26 protein-coding genes are annotated in these 25,492 nt (G+C 63.8%); 4 read left to right on the forward strand and 22 right to left on the reverse strand.

The features are described 5' to 3' along the window. Positions 1–62 precede the first annotated feature (62 nt). Positions 63–761 carry a DUF922 domain-containing Zn-dependent protease gene (locus RTCK_RS00005; RefSeq protein ID WP_142590629.1) on the forward strand — a complete coding sequence of 233 codons (699 nt, stop codon included), beginning with the start codon at positions 63–65 and terminating at the stop codon, positions 759–761. Positions 762–824: 63 nt separating this feature from the next. Here the strand turns inward: RTCK_RS00005 and RTCK_RS00010 are convergent, their stop codons facing one another. Together RTCK_RS00010 and dusA are read right to left on the reverse strand one after the other, a co-directional pair. Beyond that, positions 825–1,655, reverse strand: coding sequence for a PRC-barrel domain-containing protein (locus tag RTCK_RS00010; RefSeq protein ID WP_142590631.1), 831 nt, complete (start codon positions 1,653–1,655; stop codon positions 825–827). 100 nt (positions 1,656–1,755) lie between these two features. Continuing rightward, on the reverse strand, positions 1,756–2,769 hold the full coding sequence (dusA, locus tag RTCK_RS00015) for a tRNA dihydrouridine(20/20a) synthase DusA (RefSeq protein ID WP_142591406.1): 1,014 nt from the start codon (positions 2,767–2,769) through the stop codon (positions 1,756–1,758). Between the two features lie 138 nt (positions 2,770–2,907). On the opposite strand from dusA, the gene RTCK_RS00020 reads away from it, so the two are divergent. Beyond that, positions 2,908–3,441 (forward strand): gamma carbonic anhydrase family protein, encoded by a 534-nt coding sequence (locus RTCK_RS00020; RefSeq protein WP_142590633.1) that lies wholly within the window; start codon positions 2,908–2,910, stop codon positions 3,439–3,441. A gap of 33 nt (positions 3,442–3,474) precedes the next feature. Here the strand turns inward: RTCK_RS00020 and RTCK_RS00025 are convergent, their stop codons facing one another. From RTCK_RS00025 to RTCK_RS00065, 9 genes are all read right to left on the reverse strand, one after another. Next, positions 3,475–3,762, reverse strand: a complete 288-nt coding sequence (locus RTCK_RS00025) for a hypothetical protein (protein ID WP_142520502.1) — start codon at positions 3,760–3,762, stop codon at positions 3,475–3,477. A gap of 54 nt (positions 3,763–3,816) precedes the next feature. Further along, entirely contained in the window at positions 3,817–4,848 is a 1,032-nt protein-coding gene (locus RTCK_RS00030; RefSeq protein ID WP_142590635.1) for a fatty acid desaturase, read from the reverse strand. Positions 4,849–4,919: 71 nt separating this feature from the next. Then, on the reverse strand, positions 4,920–5,300 hold the full coding sequence (locus RTCK_RS00035) for a DUF6481 family protein (protein WP_142590638.1): 381 nt from the start codon (positions 5,298–5,300) through the stop codon (positions 4,920–4,922). 166 nt (positions 5,301–5,466) lie between these two features. Further along, a complete protein-coding gene (locus tag RTCK_RS00040; RefSeq protein WP_142590640.1) occupies positions 5,467–5,676 on the reverse strand; it encodes a cold-shock protein in 210 nt (69 codons plus the stop codon). A gap of 499 nt (positions 5,677–6,175) precedes the next feature. Further along, positions 6,176–6,394, reverse strand: coding sequence for a hypothetical protein (locus RTCK_RS00045; RefSeq protein ID WP_142590644.1), 219 nt, complete (start codon positions 6,392–6,394; stop codon positions 6,176–6,178). A gap of 436 nt (positions 6,395–6,830) precedes the next feature. After that, positions 6,831–7,055 carry a hypothetical protein gene (locus RTCK_RS00050; protein WP_142590646.1) on the reverse strand — a complete coding sequence of 75 codons (225 nt, stop codon included), beginning with the start codon at positions 7,053–7,055 and terminating at the stop codon, positions 6,831–6,833. Between the two features lie 160 nt (positions 7,056–7,215). Continuing rightward, positions 7,216–7,644, reverse strand: a complete 429-nt coding sequence (locus RTCK_RS00055) for a Fur family transcriptional regulator (RefSeq protein WP_142590648.1) — start codon at positions 7,642–7,644, stop codon at positions 7,216–7,218. After that, positions 7,641–8,465 (reverse strand): zinc ABC transporter permease subunit ZnuB, encoded by an 825-nt coding sequence (gene znuB, locus RTCK_RS00060; protein WP_142590650.1) that lies wholly within the window; start codon positions 8,463–8,465, stop codon positions 7,641–7,643. The genes RTCK_RS00055 and znuB overlap by 4 nt, the downstream gene beginning before the upstream one ends. After that, positions 8,458–9,366, reverse strand: a complete 909-nt coding sequence (locus RTCK_RS00065; RefSeq protein ID WP_142590652.1) for an ATP-binding cassette domain-containing protein — start codon at positions 9,364–9,366, stop codon at positions 8,458–8,460. The genes znuB and RTCK_RS00065 overlap by 8 nt, the downstream gene beginning before the upstream one ends. Positions 9,367–9,459: 93 nt before the next feature. On the opposite strand from RTCK_RS00065, the gene znuA reads away from it, so the two are divergent. Continuing rightward, entirely contained in the window at positions 9,460–10,437 is a 978-nt protein-coding gene (znuA, locus tag RTCK_RS00070) for a zinc ABC transporter substrate-binding protein ZnuA (protein WP_142590654.1), read from the forward strand. Positions 10,438–10,514: 77 nt separating this feature from the next. Here the strand turns inward: znuA and RTCK_RS00075 are convergent, their stop codons facing one another. The 10 genes from RTCK_RS00075 to RTCK_RS00120 form a co-directional block, all read right to left on the reverse strand. Then, on the reverse strand, positions 10,515–10,859 hold the full coding sequence (locus RTCK_RS00075; protein WP_142520492.1) for an RcnB family protein: 345 nt from the start codon (positions 10,857–10,859) through the stop codon (positions 10,515–10,517). A gap of 133 nt (positions 10,860–10,992) precedes the next feature. Next, a complete protein-coding gene (locus tag RTCK_RS00080; protein ID WP_142590656.1) occupies positions 10,993–12,618 on the reverse strand; it encodes a glycoside hydrolase family 43 protein in 1,626 nt (541 codons plus the stop codon). 54 nt (positions 12,619–12,672) lie between these two features. Further along, positions 12,673–13,722 carry an L-glyceraldehyde 3-phosphate reductase gene (mgrA, locus tag RTCK_RS00085; RefSeq protein WP_142590658.1) on the reverse strand — a complete coding sequence of 350 codons (1,050 nt, stop codon included), beginning with the start codon at positions 13,720–13,722 and terminating at the stop codon, positions 12,673–12,675. 63 nt (positions 13,723–13,785) lie between these two features. Further along, the gene (locus tag RTCK_RS00090) at positions 13,786–14,919 is read right to left on the reverse strand and encodes a Gfo/Idh/MocA family protein (protein WP_142590660.1); all 1,134 of its coding nucleotides are present in this window, start codon (positions 14,917–14,919) and stop codon (positions 13,786–13,788) included. Between the two features lie 25 nt (positions 14,920–14,944). Beyond that, positions 14,945–15,709 (reverse strand): sugar phosphate isomerase/epimerase family protein, encoded by a 765-nt coding sequence (locus tag RTCK_RS00095; protein ID WP_142520488.1) that lies wholly within the window; start codon positions 15,707–15,709, stop codon positions 14,945–14,947. A 40-nt stretch (positions 15,710–15,749) separates the two neighbouring features. Next, on the reverse strand, positions 15,750–18,188 hold the full coding sequence (locus tag RTCK_RS00100; protein WP_142590662.1) for a beta-mannosidase: 2,439 nt from the start codon (positions 18,186–18,188) through the stop codon (positions 15,750–15,752). Between the two features lie 7 nt (positions 18,189–18,195). After that, positions 18,196–19,284, reverse strand: a complete 1,089-nt coding sequence (locus tag RTCK_RS00105; RefSeq protein WP_142590664.1) for an ABC transporter ATP-binding protein — start codon at positions 19,282–19,284, stop codon at positions 18,196–18,198. An 8-nt stretch (positions 19,285–19,292) separates the two neighbouring features. Continuing rightward, a complete protein-coding gene (locus tag RTCK_RS00110; RefSeq protein ID WP_142590666.1) occupies positions 19,293–20,237 on the reverse strand; it encodes a carbohydrate ABC transporter permease in 945 nt (314 codons plus the stop codon). Further along, positions 20,230–21,132 carry a carbohydrate ABC transporter permease gene (locus tag RTCK_RS00115; RefSeq protein ID WP_142590668.1) on the reverse strand — a complete coding sequence of 301 codons (903 nt, stop codon included), beginning with the start codon at positions 21,130–21,132 and terminating at the stop codon, positions 20,230–20,232. Before RTCK_RS00115 ends, RTCK_RS00110 begins: the two co-directional genes overlap by 8 nt. A gap of 136 nt (positions 21,133–21,268) precedes the next feature. Continuing rightward, positions 21,269–22,504 (reverse strand): ABC transporter substrate-binding protein, encoded by a 1,236-nt coding sequence (locus RTCK_RS00120; RefSeq protein WP_142590670.1) that lies wholly within the window; start codon positions 22,502–22,504, stop codon positions 21,269–21,271. Between the two features lie 402 nt (positions 22,505–22,906). Here RTCK_RS00120 and RTCK_RS00125 point away from each other — a divergent pair, with 402 nt between their 5' ends. Continuing rightward, positions 22,907–23,959: a LacI family transcriptional regulator gene (locus RTCK_RS00125; protein ID WP_142590672.1), complete on the forward strand. Its 1,053-nt coding sequence runs from the start codon at positions 22,907–22,909 to the stop codon at positions 23,957–23,959. A 90-nt stretch (positions 23,960–24,049) separates the two neighbouring features. Here the strand turns inward: RTCK_RS00125 and gndA are convergent, their stop codons facing one another. Beyond that, the gene (gene gndA / locus RTCK_RS00130; RefSeq protein ID WP_142590675.1) at positions 24,050–25,477 is read right to left on the reverse strand and encodes an NADP-dependent phosphogluconate dehydrogenase; all 1,428 of its coding nucleotides are present in this window, start codon (positions 25,475–25,477) and stop codon (positions 24,050–24,052) included. Positions 25,478–25,492: the final 15 nt, after the last annotated feature.

Below are 25,492 nucleotides of genomic sequence, written 5' to 3' on the forward strand. Positions count from 1 at the left end.
TCATGCGCCCGACCGTTCCTCACCCCTTCCCTCCGCCGTGGCTCTGCCCTAGGGTCCGCGCCATGCCTCACCGCCGCCCCCGCTTCTCCGCATCTCTCCTCGCCTCCCTCCTGCTCGCCGCCGCCCTCGCCGGCCCGGCCGCCAACCCGGCGACCGCCCAGCAGGCCACCCCACAAACCAATGGCTTTCCGCCCGCTCCGCTTCCCCCTGGCCTTCCCCCCGCCGAACCCTGGGAGCCGGTGGAGCAGGTCAAGACCTATGGGATCCGCGGAACGACCGGCATCGATCTCTACCGCTCGATCGGCGAGCGCGGCCCGGCCGCCGGCGTGCAGGCCATCGCCCATACGAGCTTCAAGCTCACCTGGACGCGCGATTACCGCCCGCAGCCGGACGGCTCCTGCATGCTCGCCGTGGCGAAGCCGAAGCTGATCGTCACCTACACGCTGCCCAAGGCGCCGGCCGGCCTGCCGCCCGTGGTCGCGGAAAAATGGCAGCGCTTCATCGCCGGCGTCGAGAAGCACGAGCGGGTGCACGGCCGGCAGATCGTCGACATGGTGCGCAGCATCAAGGCCTTCAGCCGCGGCCTGGCGGCGGCGGACGATCCGGAATGCCGGAAGGTGCGGCAAAAGCTGCAGGCGCGGCTGAAGGAGTTTTCCGACGAGCGGGTGCGCCAGTCGCGGGAGTTCGACGAGGTCGAGCTGACGGAAGGCGGCGCCGTCCACCAGCTGATCCTGGCGCTCGTCAATACCCCCGACTTTTGAGGGGTGAACGAAAAAGCCCCCGCGGCGCTTGCCACGGGGGAGAGTTCGACAGGAAGGCTATTGTTACTGCTGTTCCGGGGTCTCGGAGCGCAGGCCCTCGAAGGCCGGGGCGTCTTCCAGCTGCTGGCGGGTGACGTTCAGCACGATCCGCTCCGGCAGGCCGTCCGTCCCGATCATGATGGCGCCGTCATTGCCGTCATTGCCGGTCTCTGCCGAGGCCATCTGGTCGTCGCCGGTGGCGGGCATGCCGGTTCCGGTGGTGGTGTTGCCGGTCGTGGCGCCGGACGGGGCGGCACTGTCATTCGTCATCGCCGTGTCGGTGCCGGTCGCCGCCGTGCCCGCGCCGCCGGCCGGCGGCGTCGTGGTGCCGGCGCCGGTCGAGGCGGTCGTCTCGCCGGAGACATCGCCCGGTGCGGCTTCCGGATTGGCAGCGGAAGCGGCATTGGCTTCGGCCTGGGTGGCACCGGGGCCGAGCTCGAGCGCGTTCATGTCGACCGCCACATCCTTGGCCCCGATGCCGAGGAAGCCGCCGACGCCGATGATCACGGCATTGACCGAGCCGTCCTGGCTGACGAGGACATCGCTGATCGAACCGATGTTTTCGCCGTCGGTCCCATAGACCTCCTTGCCTTCGAGGTCACTGACCCGCCATGCGCCGGTTTCCGGAACCGTCACGAAGGGACCTTCCGTGGTGGCGCTCGGACCCGAAGCCTGTTCCATCGGCTTGGCATCGTTCGTGCCGCCCGCGGCGTCGGGCGCGGTCTGCGCGTTCTGGTCGGCGGCGGCACCCGGATTGGTGATCGTCGTGCCCGACTCGCCGGCTGCCGTCTGCGCCATGGCAGCCATCGGGAAGGCGGCAGTCATGAGAAGGATCGGAAGTAGACGCTTGGCCATGAGAAAGCTCCTTGTGCGTTGCGGTTGGTCGCAGGGGACAAGGACCTAACCCCTGCGCCAAGGCGTGGTTCCGCGATAAAATAGATGTGAGAAGGCCGTATCAGCCCGCCTGCTGCTTCGCACCGGCATCGAGGTCCACGACGGCAAACGCGGCGCCGATCACCTCCGGCCCGGCCCCCGGCTTCGTCGGTTCCGTCGACAGGATCTGCCGGTACCGGCGGGCGCCGGCAAAACCCTGGAACAGCCCGACCATGTGGCGCGTCACCTGGTTCAGCCGCCCCCCGGACGCGATCACCCGGTCGGCATAGGCCATCATCGCATCGCGCAGTTCAAGCCAGTCCGGCTCCCGATGCGCCTCGCCCAGAACTCTCTCGTCCACCTCTGCCAGAAGTCCGGCATTCTGGTAGGCTGCCCGTCCCAGCATCACGCCGTCCATCACCGTGAGATGGCGCGCCGCCCGGTCGAGATCGGTAATGCCGCCGTTGATGCCGAGGAAGACATCCGGGTTCTCCCGCTTCATCCGGTGGACGATCTCGTAGTCGAGCGGCGGGATCTCCCGGTTTTCCTTCGGCGAGAGGCCCTGCAGCCAGGCCTTGCGGGCATGGATCCAGACGGCATCGGCACCGGCGCCCACCACGCGGGAAAGAAAGTCGGGGAGCACCGCTTCAGGCTCCTGCTCGTCGACGCCGATGCGGCACTTCACGGTCACGGGCACCGTCGCCACCCGCTTCATCGCGACCACACATTCCGCCACCAGTTCCGGCGTCTTCATCAGACAGGCGCCGAAAGTGCCGGACTGCACGCGGTCGGAGGGGCAGCCGACATTGAGGTTGATCTCGTCATAGCCGAAGTCGCTCGCGATCCTCACCGCCTCCGCGAGCTTCGCCGGATCGGAGCCCCCGAGTTGAAGCGCCACCGGATGCTCCTCCGGCGAATAGGACAGGAGCCGCTCCCGCGGCCCGTGGATGATCGCATCGGCGACGATCATCTCCGTGTAGAGCAGCGCATGGGCGGTCAACTGCCGGTGCAGATAGCGGCAGTGCCGGTCCGTCCAGTCGATCATCGGGGCAACCGCAAAGATCTTGCGGCCCGTCTTCAGCGCCTCGGCATACATCGCGTTCCTTTCCTTGCCGCCGCTCATACATCAAGCGCGACACCTTCGCCAGTTTGGCGAAGATGCCGCAGCAGCTAGGATAGGATGGAATCGCGGGCAGGAAATAAGAGAGCGAGCCCGCCACCTGGAGGAGACATCATGCCGCTTTACGCCCTCGGGCAGATCCAGCCGAAGACCCCTGCCCCCGACCGCTATTGGTTAGCGCCGACGGCGACCGTGATCGGCGACGTCCATATCGGCGACGACGTCGGCATCTGGTTCGGCGCGGTGCTGCGCGGCGACAACGAACCGATCGTGCTTGGAGAGCGCACCAACATCCAGGAGGGCGTGATGATCCACAACGATCTCGGCTTCCCCGTGACCATCGGCGCCGGCTGCACCATCGGCCATCACGCCATCATCCACGGCTGCACGATCGGCGAAAACTCGCTGGTCGGCATGGGCGCGACCATCCTCAACGGCGCGAAGATCGGCAACAACTGCCTGATCGGCGCCAATGCGCTCGTCACGGAGGGCAAGGAGTTTCCGGACAAGTCGCTGATCGTCGGCTCGCCCGCGAAAGCGATCCGCACGCTTGAGGAAAGCGCCGTCGCGGCACTCAAAAGATCGGCGGCCCACTACGTCGAGCGCTGGAAGCTCTACGCCCGCGACCTGCGACAGCTCCAAGATTGACGAGCGCTGCCGTGCCCGGACGGGCGGGCGGAGCTACTTGATCTTCAGGAGATGCATCTTGCCCGCCATGGTGATGGCATGGGGGGATTCTTCCGGAGCCACTTCGTCATTCAGCGGCTTCACGAGACCGTGTTCGCGCAACTCGGTCAGGGTGGCGGTGGTCAGGAACTTGATCTTCTGCGGGCGCTCCTTGAACCGGTCGTTCCTGGCATAGGTCACCTGTGCATTGAGATGCGTCCACTTCTTCCCCTCCTGCGGATGGACGTCTCCGTCCTTCGCAAGTTTGAGACCGCGGATCTGGGTTGGCGTCAGTTCGATCATTTTCTCGTCTTTCGTGTCGGTAGTCTGTACGGCAGCGCCAAGGGCGCGATGCGATTATGAGGGCGACGTGGCGGTGCGAAACGTCACCAGCTTCCGGCGCTCCTCGTCCCAGAGCACGAGCTTGACGCACCGCAGGCTGTCCAGGAGCGTGATGCGGCCGATCCCCACCAGTTGCGGATGGTCGCGAAGAACTTCCGGTAACCGGTAAAAGGGAATGCGGCTCGACAGGTGGTGGACATGGTGGATGCCGATATAGCCGGTCAGCCAGCGCAGCACCGGCGGCAGATCGTAATGGGAGGCGCCGTGGAGGGCCGCCTGGGGAAACTCCCAATCCTCGCCCGTCGACCAATGGGTCTCCTCGAACTGGTGCTGCACATAGAAGAGCCAGATGCCTGCTGTGCCCGCCAGCAGGACGATTGGCAGGTGGATGAGCAGGAACGGCACCAGACCGACAAGCGATACCAGTAGTCCGCCAAACAGGATGATCCCTGCATTGGTCGCCATGGTCGAGATCCAGGGCAATGCACCTGAAGTCAACATTCCGAACGGCAGGCGCTGCTTCAACAGGAAAAGCCAAGCGGGACCGACGCCGAACATAACGAGCGGATGACGATAGAGCCGATAGCCGAGGCGCTTCAAAGGAGAAAGAGCCCGGTACTCGGCAACGGTCAGCGTGGTGATGTCGCCTACGCCGCGATCGTCGAGGTTGCCTGCAGAGGCATGATGGGCTGCGTGTGCGCGCCTCCAGTAGTCATATGGCGTGAGCGTCAGGACGCCCAGCAACCGTCCCGTCCAGTCGTCGAGGCCGCGGCGGGCGAAGAAGGAGCCGTGGCCGCAGTCGTGCTGGATCATGAACAGCCGGAGCAGGAAGGCGCTTGCCGGCAAAATGGCAATCAGGCCGAGCCAGAATCCGGTGACCAGGGAATAGTAGGCCGCGGCCCAGAAAAGGGCGAATGGCAGCAGTGTGACGATCAGTTCGAACACGCTCCGCCCAAGGCGGGGCTGCCGGTACTTTGCCAAGGCCTTCAGCCAGGCCGCCGGATTGTCGGCAGCAGGTGGAGGCGGCGGATAGACATGTGCGTTCATCGGAACCGATCTGTTTTTGGGCTCTACAACCGTCTTCGGAATTCGCTGCGCCGGCGGACGCAGCTCGTGTGTCAGCCCTGGCGAGCCTTACGCGCCGCATAGCGCCGGTCGCGTTCTGCCTTGCGGGCCGCCTCATCGGCGATCACGCGGGAAACCCGATCTGCCATCTCGGCCTGCCGGGCTTCCGCTTCGGCTCTTTCGTCTGCTTCGGCTGCAGCCGCCAGTGCTGCCGCCTGAGCCAGTTCCCGCTCGCGTTCCGCGGCCTTCAGCGCGTCACGCTCGGCACGCCGTGCTTCGCGGGCAAGGCTTACCGCCTCGCGGGCGGCGAGCTTTTCCTGCATTTCGGGATCGGTCGGCTTCGGCGCGGATGCGAACTTCGCCAGAAGTTGGCGTTTTGCATCGGCCGCGGCACTGCGCCGTTCAACGAAACCATTGTCGTTCGGATGTCTCAATCGCTAGTCCTCTTGATGGTATGGGTGCATCCGCGGGCTTCTGGCAGTGGCCAGGCGTGCAGGACGTCTGCAGCCGCAACGGAAAAAGGCCAGACTCTGCGCCTGGCCTTCTTGAACGTCTTTGCCGCTATGCCAGTACATCCGTGGTCATTGGCGGCGAAAAGCGTCAGGCAGCGCGAAGCTGGCCTGCGGACATCTTGCCCGACTTGCGGTCGCGCTCCAGCTCGAAGCCGAGCTTCTGGCCTTCGGCGATCGAGCCCATGCCGGCGCGTTCGACGGCGGAGATGTGAACGAACACATCCGCGCTGCCGTCATCCGGCTGGATGAAGCCGAAGCCCTTGGTGGAATTGAACCATTTTACTGTGCCTGTGGTCATGACGAACCCTTTCTTAGCAACGGTGATTACCGCAGGGCGAAGGCCCAACGGGGTTTCGACTTTTGAGAGAGGGAAGTTCGTTCAGAAACGCGCGAGGCGCGGCAAAAACAAATATCGGCAAACAAAGTGTCGATGTCTCTTCATAGACAGGATCGGCCGCCGCGTCAACTTCTTGTTTGGTTTTTTGCGCAAATACAACTTAAAGAAGAAGCTCTCTCAGCTAGTCGCCCTATTGCTTCCCGCCCGACCGGGACGGCGTGGACTCTCTCGGGGATCCCGGCGCTTCAACGGATAGGCCTCTGCCTCGTAGAGACGCTGGATCTCCGGACCCCCGAAGCGTGCCTCATCGACCTCGAGGATAGAGCCTTGGAGCATGGAAGCCGGCATATCCTCGATAGCGAAGCGCAGGGCTTCCGCCACGGTATCGAACCTCCTGTACCGGATCCGGGTGGTCCTCCTCACCGTCTTGCACGGGTAGAGGCCTGCGCCTGCGCTATAGTCAACCATGGGATTGCGCCGCGGCGACCGAGGCGATCAGCGCCGTGGCAGCGGCTGGACGATTGCGCTTCTCCAGACGCTCCTGGCGCTCGTCCATCCTCGCCCGGTGCATCCGGGTCTTCTGTCTCAGCCGAAATTCCTCCAGCTTGGCAGCATTGCTGCCTGTAGCCGCGGGATGCCTGAACAGGCTCTCCGCTGCATGGCGGGTCGTCTCTATCATTGATATGTCCTAAATCTGGTGCGGGCACGCTTTAGCGATGCCTGCAGGTGATCCGTTATGAGAACGGAATCGATCGTTCCGACGATCGTGAAATGCAGTCGACCGTGGTTCGGAAAGATCGACGGTTGCGCCTTGTGGCAACCCTTAGATGGCGACGTTGGCCGGCTATTCAAGACGGGGCGGTTCACGACCTGTCGGGCGCCCTGCCGAGAGCCTCGCAGGGGTAGAACCGCCTCTCGCCTGCTTATCTCTTGCGCGCCGCCTCGGTTACGCTTGCGAACTTGACCTGCGACCCTTGCGGAGCAGCGGCTGGAGCAACGCCTTTGTCCTTCTTCGGCTTCCGCGCTTCCTTGTTGCTTCTTACTTGACCCTTCGCCATGGCGATCTCCTGGTTTGATCTGGTGACAGACATATGCGCTGCCGCTCCAACCTTTGGTTAGGTTGCCGATGGCGCGGGAATGCCCGCGGCGACACCATGCGCTGCGGCGCACAGGGGCAGTGACCGCGGACCGGCAACGGCGAGCCTCGCCAGCCGGTAGATCACGGGCGTGCCCCCGGTCGCGGCATGAGGTAGGCCGGTGGCGATGTTCTCGCGATAGCCGAAGCCGCTGATGCTGACGAGATTGCGCGATACGGTATGTCGGTGGAGGTCGGAAGACATCTTGTCCTCCTTTCGTTGGGGCCGGGGTATTCAGCCCCGAAACAGCAGCGCCCTTTAATGTGGCTGCTGACGACTCACCTTGCGCCCTTTGACGGGTGAAAGCAACTTATATCACCACCGCGCCGACGGGCGGACAGGCCGCCGCCGCCATAGGCCTCTCCTAGGCGGCGCAGGCTTCGCAGAGCCCGCGGATTTCGATCGTGGTCTTGGCGGGCTTGAACCTGCGGTGGCGGGCCCAGTCTTCCAGCCGGTGATCGACCTCGTGGTCGTGGAACTCGACGACCTGCCCGCAGCTCTCGCAAATGGCGAAGGCGACCGTGCCGTGTCCGTGGCCGGCACAGCAAGCATTCTGCGGGTGGGCACAGGCAACGAAGGCGTTGAGGCTTTCCAGCCGGTGCACCATGCCGCGCTCGAGCAGCTTGTCGAGGGCGCGATAAACCTGCAGCGGCGCGCGAAACCCCTCGCCGCGCAGCCGGTCGAGGATGGTATAGGCACTGAGCGGCCCGTCCGATTTCGTCAGCACGTCGAAGACCAGCGACTGGTTGCGGGTCAGGGCCGGCACCGCAGCGGCGGCGATCGTTCCAGTCATGGGCGCACTCCTTTGTTCACGGCCGTCTCGTGGCGGGGCTTGCCGGCCGGCAACAGGCTCAGGATGAAGAGCACAAGCGCGGCGACGACGATGGAAGGCCCGGACGGCGTATCGTAATGTAGGGATCCGAACAGGCCCGCCACAACCGCCAGCGCACCGATGAGCGAGGCCAATACCGCCATTCCTTCGGGACTTGCCGAAAAGCGCCGTGCGGTGGCCGCAGGGATGATGAGCAGCGCGGTGATCAGCATGATGCCGACGATCTTCATCGCGATGGCGATGACGAGCGCCATCAGCAGCATGAAGACGAGCCGTGCCCGCTCGGGCCTCAGGCCTTCCGCCTCGGCGACGTCCTCGCTGACGGTGGAGGCGACAAGCGGGCGCCAGAGCCAGATCACGGCCGCAAGCACCGCCAGCCCCCCGGCCCAGATCAGTGCGACATCGCCCGGCGTGACGGCGAGGATGTCGCCGAACAGGAAGGCCATCAGGTCGATCCTGACCCAGCTCATGAAGGCGACGAGCACGAGGCCGATGGCGAGCGTCGAATGCGACAGGATGCCGAGCAGCGCATCGGCCGAAAGCGCCTGGCGCCGTTGCAGGAAGAGGAGCAGCAGCGAGATCACCACCGCGACCGCGAAGACGCTGACAAGCAGGTTGAGTTCAAAGAGCAGCGACAGCGCCACGCCGAGCAGCGCCGAATGCGCCATGGTGTCGCCGAAATAGGCCATCCGCCGCCAGACGACGAAGCAGCCGAGCGGACCGGCGGTAAGCGCCACGCCGATTCCGGCGAGAAGCGCCCGCATGAAGAAGTCGTCAAGCATCGCGCGCCTCCCCCTCTCGCCCTTTTCGATCATGGCCGTGATCGTGGTGATGGTCATGGCCGTGGCGGGAATGATCCTCGTGATGGTGATCGTGATGCCCGTCGTCCGGGTAGCAATGGTCGGTGATCGAGCCGTCGCCGTGCAGCACCCGCCCGTCCGGCAGGTGCGTATGGTCGTGACGGTGGCTGTAGACGGCAAGGCCGCGCGCCGCACCACCGAAGAGGCGCTGGTAGTCCTCGCTGCGGCTAACCGTTTCCGGCGTGCCGCGGCAGCAGACATGCCCGTTGAGGCAGATCACCGTATCGGTGCCCGCCATGACCATGTGCAGGTCGTGGGAGATCAGCAGGATGCCGCAGCCGGTCGTATCGCGGATCTGGCGGATAAGATCGTAAAGTGCCGTTTCGCCGGCGAAGTCGACGCCCTGCACCGGCTCGTCGAGAACAAGCAGATCGGGCCTGCGGGCAATCGCCCGTGCAAGAAGCGCGCGCTGGAACTCGCCGCCGGAGAGATGGCGCACCTCGGCATCCACCAGATGCGGAATGCCCGTCGCCTCCAGCGCATCCAGAAGATCGGCATCGGACAGACGCCCTGTCAGCCGCATCAGGCGCCGCACGGAAAGCGGCATGGTCCAGTCGATGGACAGCTTCTGCGGCACGTAGCCGATGCGCATGTCGTGGCTGCGCTCGACCGCGCCCTCGTTCGGCCGCAGCACGCCCGTCACCATCTTGGCGGTGGTCGACTTGCCGGCGCCGTTCGGGCCGATCAGCGTCAGTATCTCGCCGGACGCGATCGTCAGGTCCACACCGCGCACCAGCCACCGGCCGTCGCGGCGAAGCCCGGCATTCTTCAGTTCGACGAGGTGGCGGCGGTCGGACGACGCGCCCTTGTTGGTCATCAGCATCTTTTTCTGCAGCCCTGTTGCACGAGGCTATGGCACACGTTATAGCATAACGCAATTGATGTAATAATATTACACAACCAGGACAAGGATCCCATGAAGCCTCTCTCCCTCCTTCTCGCCAGTTCGGTCCTTTTCGGCGCCTCGGCGGCAGCCGCGGCTCCGCAGGTTGTGGTTTCGATCAAGCCGATCCACTCGCTGGTCGCATCGATCATGCAGGGTGTCGGCGAACCGGCGCTGATCGTGGAAGGAGCGGCCTCGCCGCATACGTTCACGATGCGGCCTTCGAACGCCCGCGCAGTCGAAGCCGCCGACATGGTCTTCTGGATGGGGCCCGGCATGGAGGCCTTTCTCGAGAAGCCGCTGGCGGCGCTGGCCTCCGATGCGACGGTCGTGGAACTCGACGATGCGGAGGGGTTGACTAGGCTGCCTTTCCGGGAAGGCGGGGCCTTCGAAGCGCATGACCACGCAGATCATAGCCACGGCGAAGCCGGACATGACCACGCCCATCAGGAGGGGGAAGAGGGCGATGATCATGATCACCACCAACACGGGCAGTTCGATACCCATCTGTGGCTCGACCCGATGAACGCGAAGGCGATGGCAGCCGCCATCGAACAGGCACTTTCCGCCGCCGATCCGGCAAATGCCGAGAGCTATGCCGCTAATCTCGAAGAGCTCAACGGGAAGATCGACAGCCTGGACCGGGAGATTGCGGAGACACTGGCGCCGGTGAAGCACAAGCCCTTTGTCGTCTTTCACGATGCCTACCAATATTTCGAGGCGCATTACGGCGTCCGCGTCGTCGGCTCTGTCACCGTCAGCCCCGAAGTCATGCCCGGCGCGGAGCGGGTGAAGGAAATCCACCGGAAGGTCGAGGAGCTCGGCGCCGCCTGCGTCTTCGCCGAGCCGCAGTTCGAGCCGAAGCTGATCCAGGTGGTGACGGAGGGGACGGAAGCCCGGTCCGGCACGCTGGATCCGGAAGGCGCTTCGCTGACCGAAGGTCCAAACCTCTATTTCGACCTGATGCGTTCGATTGCCGCAAGCCTCAAGGGCTGCCTGTCCGGCACCTGATCACAGCCTCATGGAAAAGGGGCGGTATGGAGCCGCCCCTTCCTATGTCACCGTTCGGCGATAATGCCGGTTTGACGTCACCGTCCGGCGATAATGCTGGCTATGATGCCGGATGTGATGCCGACCAAGAGGAAGTCGTTATCCACCCGTACCCACCGGTGGCCCCGCGGTGGTGCAGACAGACGGTGACGCCGGTAGTCGCGAACCTCCTGCATGCGCCGACGATCACCGGCGCTCATGCGATGTCCCCTGCTCCACCGGTGCTTCTGAACGATCACCTTCTTGTGCGGGCTCATCTTGTGGTGCGGTGCGGACCGCTCGATATGACGGCCACGGTCAGGCCCCCGATGGTCGTCCCGCGCTTGCGCTATCGGAGCTGCAAGGATCGTGGCAGCGAGCAGAGTGATCGCGAACTTCTTCATGTCTGTTTCCTCGTGTTGAACACGCTGGAAACTAGGGCTTGGCTGATGAACGCGATATGAACACTGACATTACAGATGTGTAATAAAAATAGCAGCTTGAGGCTGAAAATTAACAAGAGGCGTTAACGTCCTTTCAGGAATTTCCTGGATTTGCCGGAGATTCGTAGATGAACCTTTGGAAGTCCGCTGCCCGGCCGCGGCCGGAGGTGTCGAAGGCAACCATCCCGGTAAAGGCGCCGGTGAAGGAGCCGTGTTCGCCGCGGCCGCCCTCGTCGGAGATCACTCCTGCATCGAGTACCGGCCCGATCGCCTGCCATGAGCCACCGGAGGCGGCTCGCCAGAAGAACTGCAGATCGTTCTCGCGGATTTCCATCGCCAGGTCCACCGGCCCCTCCGGCGCGGATATGCCGCTGTCGATGGGGAAAACCATGCGCCCATGCGGAAAATCGCCGGGGCAGGAGAAGATGGTCACGACACGCCCGAGCTTTTCGTGCAGCGTCACCACCAGGGCGTGGAACTTGTGGCGGTTGTAGTAGTGCGTCAGGCCCGCCACCTGCTGATAGGTCTCAGGGGAAAAATCGACGGTCGTCTCGGCTCGGAAGGAATGATGCTCCTGCCGCCGCGCGACCAGCGCCTGCTCGAACCAGGAGCCGATGCTTTCACGCCCATAGAGACGTAGATGGCCCGGCCGCTCCGAGAGGCTGAAGATGCGTTCCGGCTGCGGCGTACGCAGCCACTGGAACTCCTTCGGCAGCGGCCCCGGCTCGAACCGGGTCTCGATGCGCGATGGCTGCTCCACCGCCTCGACACTGGTCGGCGCCGGGACAACGACATCCGGCACGACGCCGCCCTGGGCAAGATAGAGCCAATCGTCCTCCCATATGCACTTCTGCAGCGCCGTCTCTCGGCCGAGCGTGCAGCGCCGCTTCGGCGGCATCGGACGGCCGCAGAGATGCGTGTGATAGGCCTGCCCGTCGGCTGCCTCGACATACTGCCCGTGCCCTGCCCTCTGAAGGACTGCGTTCGGAGCGTCCTTGGACGTGATGAGATGCAGGTTCGGATGCATCTCATAAGGACCTTCGATAGCGCGCGAGCGGGCCATGGTGACCGCATGGTCATAGCCGGTACCGCCCTCGGCCGTCGTCAGGTAATACCAGCCATTGCGCTTGAAGAGATGCGGCCCCTCGACCAAACCGAGCGGGCTGCCCGCAAAGATGTTCTTGATCGGGCCCTTCAGGCTTTTCGTTTCCGGGTCCCATTCCTGCAGCAGGATGCCGTCGAAAGCCGGGTGTTTCGGCGCGCCGCCATAGCTTTCCGTCCGGTGGTTCCACTGCATGTTGAGGAACCACTTGCGGCCGTCGTCGTCATGGAAGAGCGACGGATCGAAGCCCGAGGAGTTCACATAGACCGGATCCGACCACTCGCCCTCGATGGTGGGCGAAGTGACGATGTAGTTGTGGGCGTCCTTGAAGTTGCCGTCATAGCGCTTGACGTCGGTATAGACGAGCCAGAACAGGCTGTCGGCATAGGAGAGGCAGGGCGCCCAGATGCCGCAGCTGTCCGGGTTGCCGCGCATGTCGAGCTGGCTCGCACGCTCCAGCGGCCGGCGCACCAGCGTCCAGTTGACGAGGTCACGGGAGTGGTGGATCTGCACGCCCGGATACCATTCGAAGGTGGAGGTGGCGATATAGTAATCCTCGCCCACCCGGCAGATGGACGGGTCGGGATTGAACCCCGGCAGGATCGGATTGCGGATCATCTTGCTGCTCCTCCAACTGTGATGCCCGACGGCAAACCGCCGGGCATGAATGGCTTAGTGCTTGCGCTGGGGGCCCTGCCGCTCGGCCGATGCGGCCCAGAGGTTGATGTTGCCTTCTTGGGCGTAGCGGTCGATCTCGGCCAGTTCCTCCGGCGTGAACTCCGGATTGTCGAGCGCGTGGACGCAGTCCTCCACCTGCTCCGGCCGGCTCGCACCGATCAGCGCGGTCGTCACGCGGCCGCCGCGCAGCACCCAGGCAATCGCCATCTGCGCCAGCGTCTGGCCGCGCTTCTCCGCGATGGCGTTGAGCGCCCGAAGGTTGGCGATGTTCTCGTCGCTCAGGAACTCCGAGCGCAGCGATTTGCCTTGCGCTGCCCGGCTGTCCTCTGGGATGCCGCCGAGGTATTTCGAGGTCAGCATGCCCTGCGCCAGCGGCGAGAAGACGATCGAGCCGATGCCGAGGTCGTCGAGCGTGTCGAGCAGCCCGTCCTCCTCGATCCAGCGGTTGATCATCGAATAGCTCGGCTGATGGATGAGGATCGGCGTGCCGAGCTCCTTCAGGATCGCCGCGGCTTCACGCGTACGCTGCGAGTTATAGGAGGAAATACCAATATAGAGTGCCCTGCCCGACCGCACGATCTGATCAAGCGCGCCGCAGGTTTCCTCGAGCGGCGTGTCCGGATCGAAGCGGTGGGAATAGAAGATGTCGACATAGTCGAGGCCCATGCGCTTCAGGCTCTGGTCGCAGGAGGCGATCAGGTACTTGCGGCTGCCCCACTCGCCGTACGGGCCCGGCCACATGCCGTAGCCGGCCTTGGAGGAGATGATCAGTTCGTCCCGGTAGCCGGCCAGATCCGTGCGCAGGATCTCGCCGAAGGCGATCTCGGCGCTACCGCCCGGCGGACCGTAATTGTTGGCGAGGTCGAAATGGGTGATGCCGAGGTCGAAGGCTTTGCGGCATATCGCCTGCTTGCGCTCGTGCGGCGTGTCATGGCCGAAATTGTGCCAGAGGCCGAGCGACAGAGCGGGTAGCTTAAGGCCCGAGCGGCCACAGCGGTTGTATTTCATGTTCGAATAACGATCGTCTGCCGGTTGCCAGGCCATGACATCCTCCTTCTGTCCAGATGCGACGCGGGCGCGAACGGCCCGCATCGCATTGATAGCCGATCACCGCAGAAGCGCCAGAGCCTCGGCGATGCCGAGCGGCTCCGGCTGGGTGCAGGTGGTCGTCATCTCCACGAAACGCCCCTCCTCGCCGGATTTCAGGATCGAGGTCAAGACGTCGATGCCATGCAGGGAGCGGTCGAGCGAGCAGCGCGGGTCGCGGTTCTCGATCAGCGCCATGGCCATATCGGCAAGGCCGGCGGCGCGATAATTGGCACGCGGGCCGTTGGGATGCTCCTGGTTTGCCTTGGAGAACGGATGGTCCCAGGCCGGCAGCGGCTTGATGTCCTTGTCGCGGCTGGACGCCTCGACGAGGCCGCCGAAGAAGTTCGGGTCGGGCACATAGAGCGAGCCCTCGGTGCCGTAGAGCTCCATGTTGGCATGCCGGTGCGACCAGACATCCCAGCTCGCCGACATGGTGATCGTCGCGCCGTTCACGAACTCCAGCAGCGCATGGATGTTGGTCGGCGTTTCGACCGGGATCGTCTGGCCGGCGAGCGGCTGGCTGGTGATCGTGCGCGTCGGGTTTGCCATGGAGGTGAGCGCCGCGACCCGCTTCACCGGCCCGATCAGGTTGATGAGGTTCGCCACATAGTAGGGACCGAGGTCGAGGATCGGCCCACCGCCCTTGAGGAAGAAGAAGCCGGGATTGGGGTGCCACATCTCCATGCCGGCGCTCATGACGTGGCAGGTGCCGGAGGTGATGCGGCCAACGCCGCCTTCGTCCACATACTTGCGGGCAAGTTGGTGAGCGCCGCCGAGGAAGGTATCCGGGGCACAGCCGATGGCCAGCTCCTTTTCCCGGGCGATCCGCCGGAGCTCCTCTCCCTCTTCCAGAGACAGGACCAGCGGCTTTTCCGAATACACGTGCTTGCCGGCCTCGAGGATGGCCTTGGAAACGGCAAAATGGGCATCCGGAATCGTCAGGTTGACGATGACGTCGAGTTCGTCATTGGCGAGAAGTTCACCGATCGACTGCGCCTTGACGCCATATTCCTCCGCCCGCAGTTCGGCTGCGCTGCGGTTGAGGTCGGCGCAGGCGAGCATCTTGATGCCCTTGAACAGCGGCGCCAGCGCCAGATAGGTGATTGAAATATTGCCGCATCCGATGATGCCGACGCCGAGTTCCTTGGCCATGAAGGGCTCCGAAAATGCTGTTGTGTCAGTAGGTCTTGAAGGCGGCGATGGAACGGGAAATCAGGCGCTCCAGGTCGTTCGGATTGTCGTGCTCGACGATGAAGTGCTTCGCCGGCGTCTTGCCGCGAAGAGCCTCCATGAGCCCCTTCCAGTCGACGGTGCCGTGGCCGACATCGGCCCAGCCATCTTCGTCGGTATTCTCGCCCGCCGGCGCGATGTCCTTGACGTGGACAGCGGTGATGCGGTCGCCGTAGCGGTCGATCCAGGCGATGGGATCGGCCCCGCCGCGGATGACCCAGGCGATGTCGGCTTCCCAGGCGAGATCCGGACCGCCTTCGAGGATCTGCTGCTGCGGAATCGTGCCGTCTTCGAGCGTCTTGAACTCGAAGTCGTGGTTGTGCCAGCCGAAGGTGTAGCCGGCGTCTTTGTAGCGCTGGCCGGCTTCCGAGAGCCGCTTGCCGAAGGCGCGCCAGCCAGCCGCTTCTGTCGGACGCTGGTCGGGAGCGAGATGCGGGCAGTAGATAGCCTCCATCCCGAGCGTCTTTGCGATCAACAGGGCCTGCTCCGGCTGCTTCTCGAGAAGATCAAGCCCGAAATGGCCCGTCGGCATGGTCAGGCCATTGGCGTCGAGGTCGGCCTTCATCGCCTTCAACTGGCTTTCGTCCATGCTCGCATAGAGGCCGCCATAACCTTCGACCTCTGCATAGCCCGCCTTGGCGAGGGCGGTCAGCGTATTGGCGAGCGGCGGGAAATTGCGCGCGCTGTAGAGCTGGAAACCGAGTTTGGTCATGTCATCCTCCCTGGGCTCCGCGCCCGTCTGCAAGAAAGATTCATCCCACCGACTGGCAGGAATAAAGGTCGTAGATCCGGAACACCGGCGCTGCTGCGCTGGGCTCCGATGGCGTGAAGGTGATGCGGCGGCTCTCGCCGGCCGTCAGGTCGAAGGCGTTGTCGGAGTAGCGGCCAGGCGTGTTGCTCTCGACCATGACGAAGAGCGCCAGCCCCGACGCCTGAACTAGCAGGTCGACCGCGCCGTCACCGGCCGGCAACATGGAGACTTCCAGTCCAGGCGGTGCGAGATCGAACGCCTTGTAGGTGCCGTGCACGTAGTGCCCCTCGCCGCCCATGCCGTTAGTAGCGGTGAAGCTCCAGAAGAGGATCGCGTCCGGCGGAAGGTCCGACGCAGACAGGGCAACCGCCGTCACCGCCGCATCCGGCGAGCAGAGGGCGTCGACGCTTTTCAGCGATGTGCGGGCTCCCTCGAGAGAGACCGTTGACAAGTTGATGGTGACGGTGACGTCCTCCATCGTGTCGTTGACCAGCGAGATGCCGATCTCCGAACCGTCTGCCGAGGGAATGGCGGCAACGGCCACCGGCTGGAAGAAGCGCCTAGCGACATAATGCAGGACCTTCCAGCCACCGCCATAGTCGAGGCTCGACCAGGAGGCGACCGGCCAGGTGTCGTTGAGCTGCCAGTACAGTGTCCCCATGCAATGGGGCTTCAGCGACCGCCAGTAGTCGACGGCGGTCCGGATCGCGAGTGCCTGCTGCACCTGGCTCAGATAAACGAAGTTTGCGAAGTCCTTCGGGAAGCGGAAATAGCGGAACATCGTCGCCGAGATCCGCTCGTTGCCGCCGGCATTCTTCTGATGGTGCTCCATCACCGGCGAGGCGATGTTCATGTCCTCCGCGTCGGCATAGGTCCGGATGACCGGCAGCGAGGTATAGGACTGGAAGCCGAATTCCGAGCAGAAGCGCGGGCGGACGGAACGATAGTTGTCGAAGCTCTTGTTCTCGTGCCAGACCGACCAGTAATGCATGTCGCCTGAACCATCTGCGTGCCAGGCATCGCCATAGTCGAGATAGCCGGATGCGGGGCTTGACGGCCACCATATCGCCTCCGGTGCCGCCTTCTGCAGCGCCTGCTCGATCGTCCGGTTGAGGCGGTCGTAGGAGACGAGATAGCGGTCGCGGTTCTCCAGCGATTCCTTGAACCAGTTGAGCGCGCCGACCAGCTCGTTGTCGCCGCACCAGACGACGATCGAAGGGTGCGAGATGAGGCGGCGAACCTGGTAGTCCACCTCCTCCCCCACGGCGTCGAGGAAGTCCGGCGTCGACGGGTAGAGGCTGCAGGCGAATTGGAAGTCCTGCCAGACCATCAGGCCCAGCCGGTCGCAAAGGTCATAGAACCAGTCGTGCTCATAGAAGCCGCCGCCCCAGACGCGGATCATGTTCATATGCGCATCGGCCGCGGAGCGCAGCAGGTTTTCCGTCTTCTCGGGGCTCGACAGCGAGAACAGCGCGTCCGCCGGGATCCAGTTGGCGCCGCGGCAGAAGACTTCACGGCCGTTGATGCAAAACGCGAAGCGCGCGCCTGCCTCGTCCGGGGTCGTCAGGAGTTCCACGGTGCGCAGGCCGATCTGCCGGGTGACCTGCTCTTCGGGGATATCCACCGTCAACCGGTAGAGATGCTGCTCACCACTGCCGGCCGGCCACCAGAGCCGCGGTTCGTCGATCTCGAAGACATGATGGACGACCGTCTCTCCCGCAGCGATGCCGCAGTCCAGCCGTACGCGCTCCCCGTCGAGGTCGAAGTGCACCGGCACAACGGCCGGGTCCTGCGCAAGGAGCGTCAGCGCCACATGCAGTTCGACCTTGCCGTCCGCATGTCTCTGGCGGGTGACGATGTGCTCGATGCGGGCCGTGTCGAGGCGTCTGAGCGAGATTTCGCCATAGAGCCCGAGCGGCGCGAGCGCGATGTTCCAGTCCCAGCCGAAGTGACATTGCGGCTTGCGCAGCATGTTGCCGTTGGGGATGGGGCAGTTCCCGGTGGAATAGGGAATGTAGAAAGGCTGACGCGCCTGCCGTTCGGCGCCCGCGGCGACGCTGGAGTGGAAGTGAATGCGGATCCTGTTCTCCCCCGCCTGCAAGGCGGAGGAGACGTCCGGACGATAGCGGCGGAAGCAGTTGTCCGCCGAGAGTACCGGAACGTCGTTCACGAAGACGACGGCAACGGTGTCGAGATAGGTGATGTCGAGATACCAGCTGCCGTCGGGATCATCGATCACAAACTGCCGCTCGATCACCCACTCCCGCTCGGCGACCCACTGAACCTGCTCCTCGTTGCGGCCGACATAGGGGTCCGGGATGATGCCGGCGAGCTTCAACGCGGTATGGGCGTCTCCGGGCACGGGCATGGGAGCCCGATGCCGGCCGTCGCTGGAGGCAAGTTCCCAGGTACCGTGAAGATCGATGTGGGAGATCGACATTTTCCGGTCAGACCCGCTCTTCCGTCTCTGCGTCGAAGAGGGAAGCGACCGACATGTCGAACGACATCTGGAGCTTCGTTCCGGGCGCGAAACGCTTGGCACCGCCGGTGCGGACGGACATCGTGTGGCCGGCATGCTTCAACCACAGGAGATTGTCGGCACCCATCGGCTCTTCGATGTCGACGACTGCGTCATGCATCTCCGCGCCGGGCTCATGGTTGTCGACATGGATGTGCTCCGGCCGGACGCCGAGCACGACCTTGCGTCCCGGAGCAAGCGGCTCAGTTGCTTCGTAACCGGTCAGGGAGAAGGAGACGCCATGGGTCCGGAAGACGGCGCGACCGCCCTCCTCCGCCAGTTCCCCATGCAGGAAGTTCATCGAGGGCGAGCCGATGAAGCCGGCAACGAAGAGGTTGACCGGACGGTTGTAGATCGTCACCGGATCATCCAGCTGCTGAATCACGCCGCTCTTCATGATGGCGATCCGGTCTGCAAGCGTCAGCGCCTCGATCTGGTCGTGGGTGACGTAGATCATCGTGTTCTTCAGCGAATGGTGCAGCCGCTTGATCTCGACGCGCAGTTCGGAGCGCAGCTTGGCGTCGAGGTTCGACAGCGGCTCGTCGAACAGGAAGACGTCGACATCGCGCACCAGCGCACGGCCGATCGCCACGCGCTGGCGCTGGCCGCCCGATAGTTCCGCCGGCTTGCGGTTGAGGAGCGGCTGGATCTGCAGGATGTCGGCGGCGCGGGCGATGCGACGCTGGATGTCCTCCTTGGGAACCCCGGCGACGCGCAGGCCGAAGGACAGGTTCTTCTCCACCGTCATCTGCGGATAGAGCGCATAGGACTGGAAGACCATGCCGATGCCGCGGTCCTTCGGCTCCTCCCAGGTCACGTTGCGGCCCTTGATGAAGATCTGCCCGTCAGTCGGCTCCAGGAGACCGGCGATGCAGTTGAGGAGCGTGGACTTGCCGCAGCCGGAGGATCCCAGAAGCACGAGGAATTCGCCGTCGCGGATCTCCAGGTTGAGGTCCTGTAGCACCTTCACGGCGCCGAAGGAGAGCGAAAGGTCGCGGATGGATACGCTGTTCGTCATGGAAAGTCTCACCCCTTCACTGCACCTGCGGCGATGCCGCGGACGAAAAGCCGGCCGGACAGGAAGTAGACGATCAGCGGAACCGCCCCCGTCAGAAGCGTCGCGGCCATGTTGACATTGTATTCCTTCACTCCCTGGACGGAGTTGACGATGTTGTTGAGCTGGACCGTCATCGGGTAGACGTCAGGCCGCGTGAACACGACGCCGAACAGGAAGTCATTCCAGATGCCTGTCACCTGCAGGATCATCGCGACGACGAAGATCGGCAGCGACATGGGCAGCATGATGCGGAAGTAGATCTGCCAGAATCCGGCACCATCGATGCGCGCAGCCTTGAACAGCTCCACCGGAAGCGAGGCGAAATAGTTGCGGAAGAGCAGCGTCAGGATCGGCATGCCGAAGATCGTATGGACGATGACGAGGCCCGTGAGCGTCCCGTAGACGCCGATCTCGCGCAGCGCGATGACCACCGGATAGAGCATTACCTGATAGGGAATGAAGGCGCCGATGATGAGGATGGAGAAGTAGAACTCCGAGCCCTTGAAGCGCCAGTTGGCGAGCGCATAGCCGCTGACCGAGGCGACCGCGATGGACACGACGACCGACGGCACCAGAATGCGGACCGAATTCCAGAAGCCGCGCGACAGTCCGTCGCAGTTGAGGCCTGTGCAGGCTTCGGCCCAGGCTTTCACCCAGGGCTCGAAGGTGATTTCCATGGGCGGCGAGAAGATGTTGCCCATGCGCACTTCGGGCATACCCTTGAGCGAGGTCACGACCATCACGTAGAGCGGCAGAAGGTAGTAGAGCGCGAAAACGAAGAGCGTGCCGTAGAGCATGATGTTGCGGGGCGAGAGCGTGCGACGGGGCTTTCTGCCGCGCGGGCCGCTCGCGACCTGATCGGACACGGCATCGAAACCGGCCGCGGTGGTGTTGAGGGTGGAGATGTTAGCCACGCTTCTTCCCTCCGAATTCGAGATAGGCCCACGGGATGATGATGATCGCAACGGTGAGCAGCATCATGGTCGACGCCGCGAAGCCCTGACCGAGGTTCTGGGCCTGGAACATGTAGTCGTAGACGTATTTGGCCGGGACTTCGGAAGCATTGCCCGGGCCGCCGCTCGTCTGGGCCACCACGAGGTCGTAGACCTTGACGATGCCGCTGGCGATGATGACGAGCGTCGTGATGAAGACCGGCCGCATCATCGGGATGACGATGAAGAGATAGGTCCGCCACATCGGGATGCCGTCGACGCGCGCCGCCTTCCAGATGTCCTCATCGATGCCGCGCAGGCCGGCGAGCATCAGGCACATCACGAGCCCCGTTCCCTGCCATAGCCCGGCGATCAGGATGCCGTAGATGACGATGTCGGCATTGTAGAGCGGATCGAAGCTGAAGCTTTCCCATCCGAGCGAACGGACGATGCCCTGGATGCCGAATTCGGGATTGAGGATCCACTGCCAGACCAGGCCGGTGACGATGAAGGACAGCGCGAACGGATAGAGGAAGATGGTGCGGAACGTGTTCTCGAAACGGATCTTCTGGTCCATCAGCGCCGCCAGCAGGAAGCCGATCACCATGCTGAAGATCAAGGACAGGATGCCGTAGATCGCCAGGTTCTGGATCGAGATGATCCACCGCGAGGAGGACCACAGCCGCTCGAACTGGTCGAAGCCGACAAAGCTGGCCCGCGGCAGGAGCTTGGAATTGGTGAACGAGTAGACGACGGTCCAGAGCGAACCACCGAGGAAAATCCCGAGCGCGATCAGGATCATCGGAATGGATGCAATCTTGGCGGTCAGATTGCGGAAGAGCTGGTTGGGGCGTTTGGCAGGCGCGTGACCTGTCATGTCTCGATCCTCCTCGAACGGGGCGCGGCATGGGGACGGTGGCCGCCGCAAAAGGCGTCGGCGGCAACCGGCCGCAAAGCCGTTCCACCGGCCGGCGCCCTCCGAAGGAACGCCGGCCGGCCGCGGTCGCTTGGGATTAGTCGGCCGAGGAGATGATCTCGGCGAAGCGCTCCTGAGCCGCCTCGGGAGTCATCGAGGTGCTGGAGAAGAACTCCGTCATCAGGTCCTGCTTCTGGCTTTGCGAGTCAGGCGAGAGCAACTGGTCGGTGCTGGTGAGCGCGTTGCCCTGGGCGACGATCTCCAGGCCCTTCTTCATGCAGTCGTTGGCCGTCGCCAGATCAACGTCGCCCCGGATCGGCAGTGATCCCTTCTTGAGGTTGAAGGCAACCTGGGTTTCCGGCGCGACCAGCACTTCGGCCAGCGCGTCCTGCGCCTTCGATCCCTCCTCGTCCTCGAGGACGGGGAAATAGAAGGCATCGCCGCCGGTGGTGATATACTGGCTGACGCCAAGGCCCGGAAGGCAGCTGTAGTCCTTGCCCGCCACCTTGCCGGCAATCTGGAACTCACCTTGCGCCCAGTCGCCCATGACCTGCCCAGCAGCCTTGCCGGTGATCACCATGTTCGTCGCCTGGTTCCAGTCCTGCACATTGGTGCCGATAGACAGTTCACGCGCCTGGGCCGCGGCGTCGAAGATCTTCTTGACCTCCGGACCGGCGGCGGACTCGGCATCCTTCTCCACATAGACCTTCTCGTGCAGCTCCTTACCGCCGAGCGCCAGGAGCAGGGTGTCGAACAGGCCGTTCGCCTGCCAGGGCTGGCCGCCGAGCGCCAGCGGATGGATACCGGCCTCCTTCAGCTTCGGACCGGCGGCGACGAACTCGTTCCAGTCCTTGGGAACGGGAACGCCGGCCTTCTCGAAGGCTTCGTTGTTGAGCCAGAGCCACTGCCAGGAATGGATGTTCACCGGCACGCAGTAGATCTTGCCGTCGATCGTGCAGCTTTCGAGCAGGCTGGCCGGCTTGATGACCTCTTTCCACTTGCCCTTCTCGGCAACCGCCGTGAGGTCGCGCATCAGCCCTGCCTCGACCAGTTCCTGCGCCTGACGGCCATGGTTGAACTGCGTCGCGCCCATCGGATCGCCGCCGGTGATGCGGCTGATCATGATCGGGCGCGCGGTGCTGCCACCCCCGGCGATCGCGCCGTCCACCCATTTGTTGCCGGTGGCGTCGAACGCCTTGGCGAATTCGGCGACGGCAGCAGCCTCGCCGCCGGAAGTCCACCAATGGGTCACTTCCAGATCGGCGGCCTTGGCGAGACCGAGCGGCAGCACGGCGGTTGCCGCCAATGCGGCTGCAAATGCACGAATATTCATGAGTCTCCTCCCTCACTGAAACGATGCAGTAAAAAGCTATGTCAAAGCCGGCACACGCGCAACCGGGTCGGGCCGAAAAAATGACAGGACCTCGCATAACAGGCTCCAGGCAGAAGGATGGTGCAGCGCCGAAGTTGAAGAAAAGTCCATCATATGTCTGATAATCAACGCCATTTTTCACACCGCCCAAGGCGGGCATTTTGCTTCTGCAAAAATCCCATTCGCAACCGGCTGGTTCGCCTCGTCGAAGCAGTTTGGACATCGGCTGCAAAATTTCGCTCGACAACTCTCCTGTATCGTTTCAGTTTTGATGCCTGACACACCGGCAGATGGAGGAGGCATCCGTTTCCAGTCGCGGCTAAGACATCTATAGTCGGGACCGGATTCGGATAGCGGCAGGGCATGGACGACAGCAGCACAACGAGAGCAGCGAAATCACCGTTGGCGGCGGGAGATCGACCGACGCTCAAGACGATCGCCTACATGACGGGCCTTGGCATCACCACCGTGTCTCGCGCATTGAAGGACGCGCCCGATATCGGGACGGAAACCAAGGAGCGGGTTCGGCTGGTCGCCAACCAGCTCGGCTACCAGCCCAACCGCGCCGGCGTCCGCCTCCGGACCGGCAAGACCAACGTCATCGCCCTTGTCCTCAGCATCGAGGAAGAGCTGATGGGCTTCACCAGCCAGATGGTGTTCGGCATTTCGGAGGTTCTGGCCGGGACGCAGTACCATCTGGTCCTGACGCCGCATTCGCACCAGAAGGACCCGATGGTTCCCGTGCGCTACATCCTGGATACGGCGTCGGCAGACGGGGTCATCATCTCCCGCATCGCTCCAGACGATCCGCGGGTCCGGCTGATGACCGAGCGCAACATGCCGTTCGCGACCCACGGACGAACCGACATGGGGATCGTCCATCCCTTCCACGACTTCGACAACGAGGCATTCGTCTACGAGGCGGTGGCCAAGCTGGCCTCCAAGGGCCGCCGACGGATCGCCTTTCTGCCGCCACCCGCCACCCTCTCCTTCTACCTGCACAGCCGCACGGGCTTCGAGCGCGGCCTTGCGGACTTCGGCCTGACGGAAGTTTCCATGGGCCGGATTTCGACGGAAACTCCGCTCGGCGATATTCGGGCCTATGCCGAAACGCTGATGCGCTCCGTCAATGCTCCCGACGGCATCATCTCCATCAGCGGCAGTTCGACCATCGCGCTCGTCGCGGGCATCGAGGCGGCGGGCAAACAACTGGGGAAGGATGCCGATCTCGTCTCGAAGCAGTCTGCGGAATTCCTCAACTGGATCCGCCCCGAGATCTACACGGTGAACGAGGATGTGCGGCAATCGGGACGCGAACTGGCGAAGGCCGTGATCGCGAGGATCGACGGCGTCGCACCCGAACTGCTCCAGAGCATCAGCAAGCCGACATGGTCGACGGTGGGGCCGCAGGACTAGGCAGCGACCTGGCAGGGCCCGTAGGCCTTACTTGCCTCGGCACATGAAAAACCCGCTACAAGGGCGGGTTTTCATGATGCTTCTGACAAGTCAGTCCTGGTTGAGCCCGCTGCCCCACGGCCCGTGCGGACGGTCGAGGCCGTCCACCCGTTCGAAACCATGGGCGCCGAAGAAGTCTCGCTGCGCCTGGATCAGGTTGGCGGTGCCTCGCCCGCGCCGATAGGCATCGAAATAGGCCAGCGCGGACGAGAGGGCCGGCGCCGGCAGTCCCGAAAGCACGGCATAGGAAACGACGCGGCGCAGCGCTCCGTCCGTCTCCTTGACCATCTGCGCGAAGGCCGGAGTGACGATCAGGTTGACGTCCGGATCCCTGGTGAAGGCCGAGGTGATCTCGTCGAGGAACTGGGAGCGGATGATGCAGCCGGCGCGCCAGATGCGGGCGATCGTCGGCATCGGCAGGTTCCAGCCGAATTCGGTGGAAGCTGCCGACATCACGGCGAAGCCCTGCGCATAGGCACCGATCTTTGCCGCAAGAAGCGCATTCTCAAGGTCCGCGAGGAAGGCTTCGCGATCCTTCGGCGCTTCGGCAAGGGCCGGCAGGCCGAGGATCTTCTCGGCAGCCTCGCGCTCGCCCTTCTGTGACGAGAGAATGCGGCCGGCGACGGCGGCCTCGATGGCGGTCGCGGCGACGCCCATGTTCTGCGCCTCGATCACCGACCACTTGCCGGTGCCTTTCTGGCCGGCGCGGTCGACGATCATGTCGACCATCGGCTTTCCCGTGACCGGATCGGAGGCTTTCAGTACCTTCTCCGTGATCTCGATGAGATAGGAGTTGAGACGTCCCTTGTTCCAGCGGCCGAATACCTCCCCGATTTCCTGGGCGCTCATGCCGAGGCCGTCACGCAGGATGCCGTAGATCTCGGCGATCATCTGCATGTCGGCATATTCGATGCCGTTGTGGATGGTCTTCACGAAATGGCCGGCGCCGTTTTCGCCGAGCCACGCAACGCAGGGGTCATCGTTGAACTTGGCAGAGATGGAGGTCAGCACCTTCTCGACGCGCTTCCAGCTCTCCTGCGTACCGCCGACCATGATCGACGGGCCATGGCGTGCGCCTTCCTCGCCCCCGGAGACACCCATGCCGATGAAGGTCAGGCCCGAGTCTTTCAAGGTGTCGAAGCGGCGCATCGTGTCGCGGAAATTGGCATTGCCGGCGTCGATCATGATGTCGCCGGCGGAAAGGTAGGGCTTGAGAGCCTCCATCTGCTGATCGACCGGATCGCCCGCCTTGATCATGATGATGATCGGCCGCGGCGGACGGATCGAAGCGACGAACTGCTCCAGCGTCTCGCAAGGAACGATCTGGCCCTGCAAATCGCCGGCCTCGGCGAAGAACTTCCGCGTGGCCTCCGGGCTGCGGTTGAAGACCGCAATGCGGTTGCCCTTTTCGGCGATGTTGAGCGAGAGGTTCGAGCCCATGACGCCGAGCCCGATAAGGCCGATTTCTGCCTGTTCCACGGATGTGCCTCCATT

The organism is Pseudorhizobium endolithicum (assembly GCF_902153245.2).
GTDB lineage: Bacteria > Pseudomonadota > Alphaproteobacteria > Rhizobiales > Rhizobiaceae > Neorhizobium > Neorhizobium endolithicum.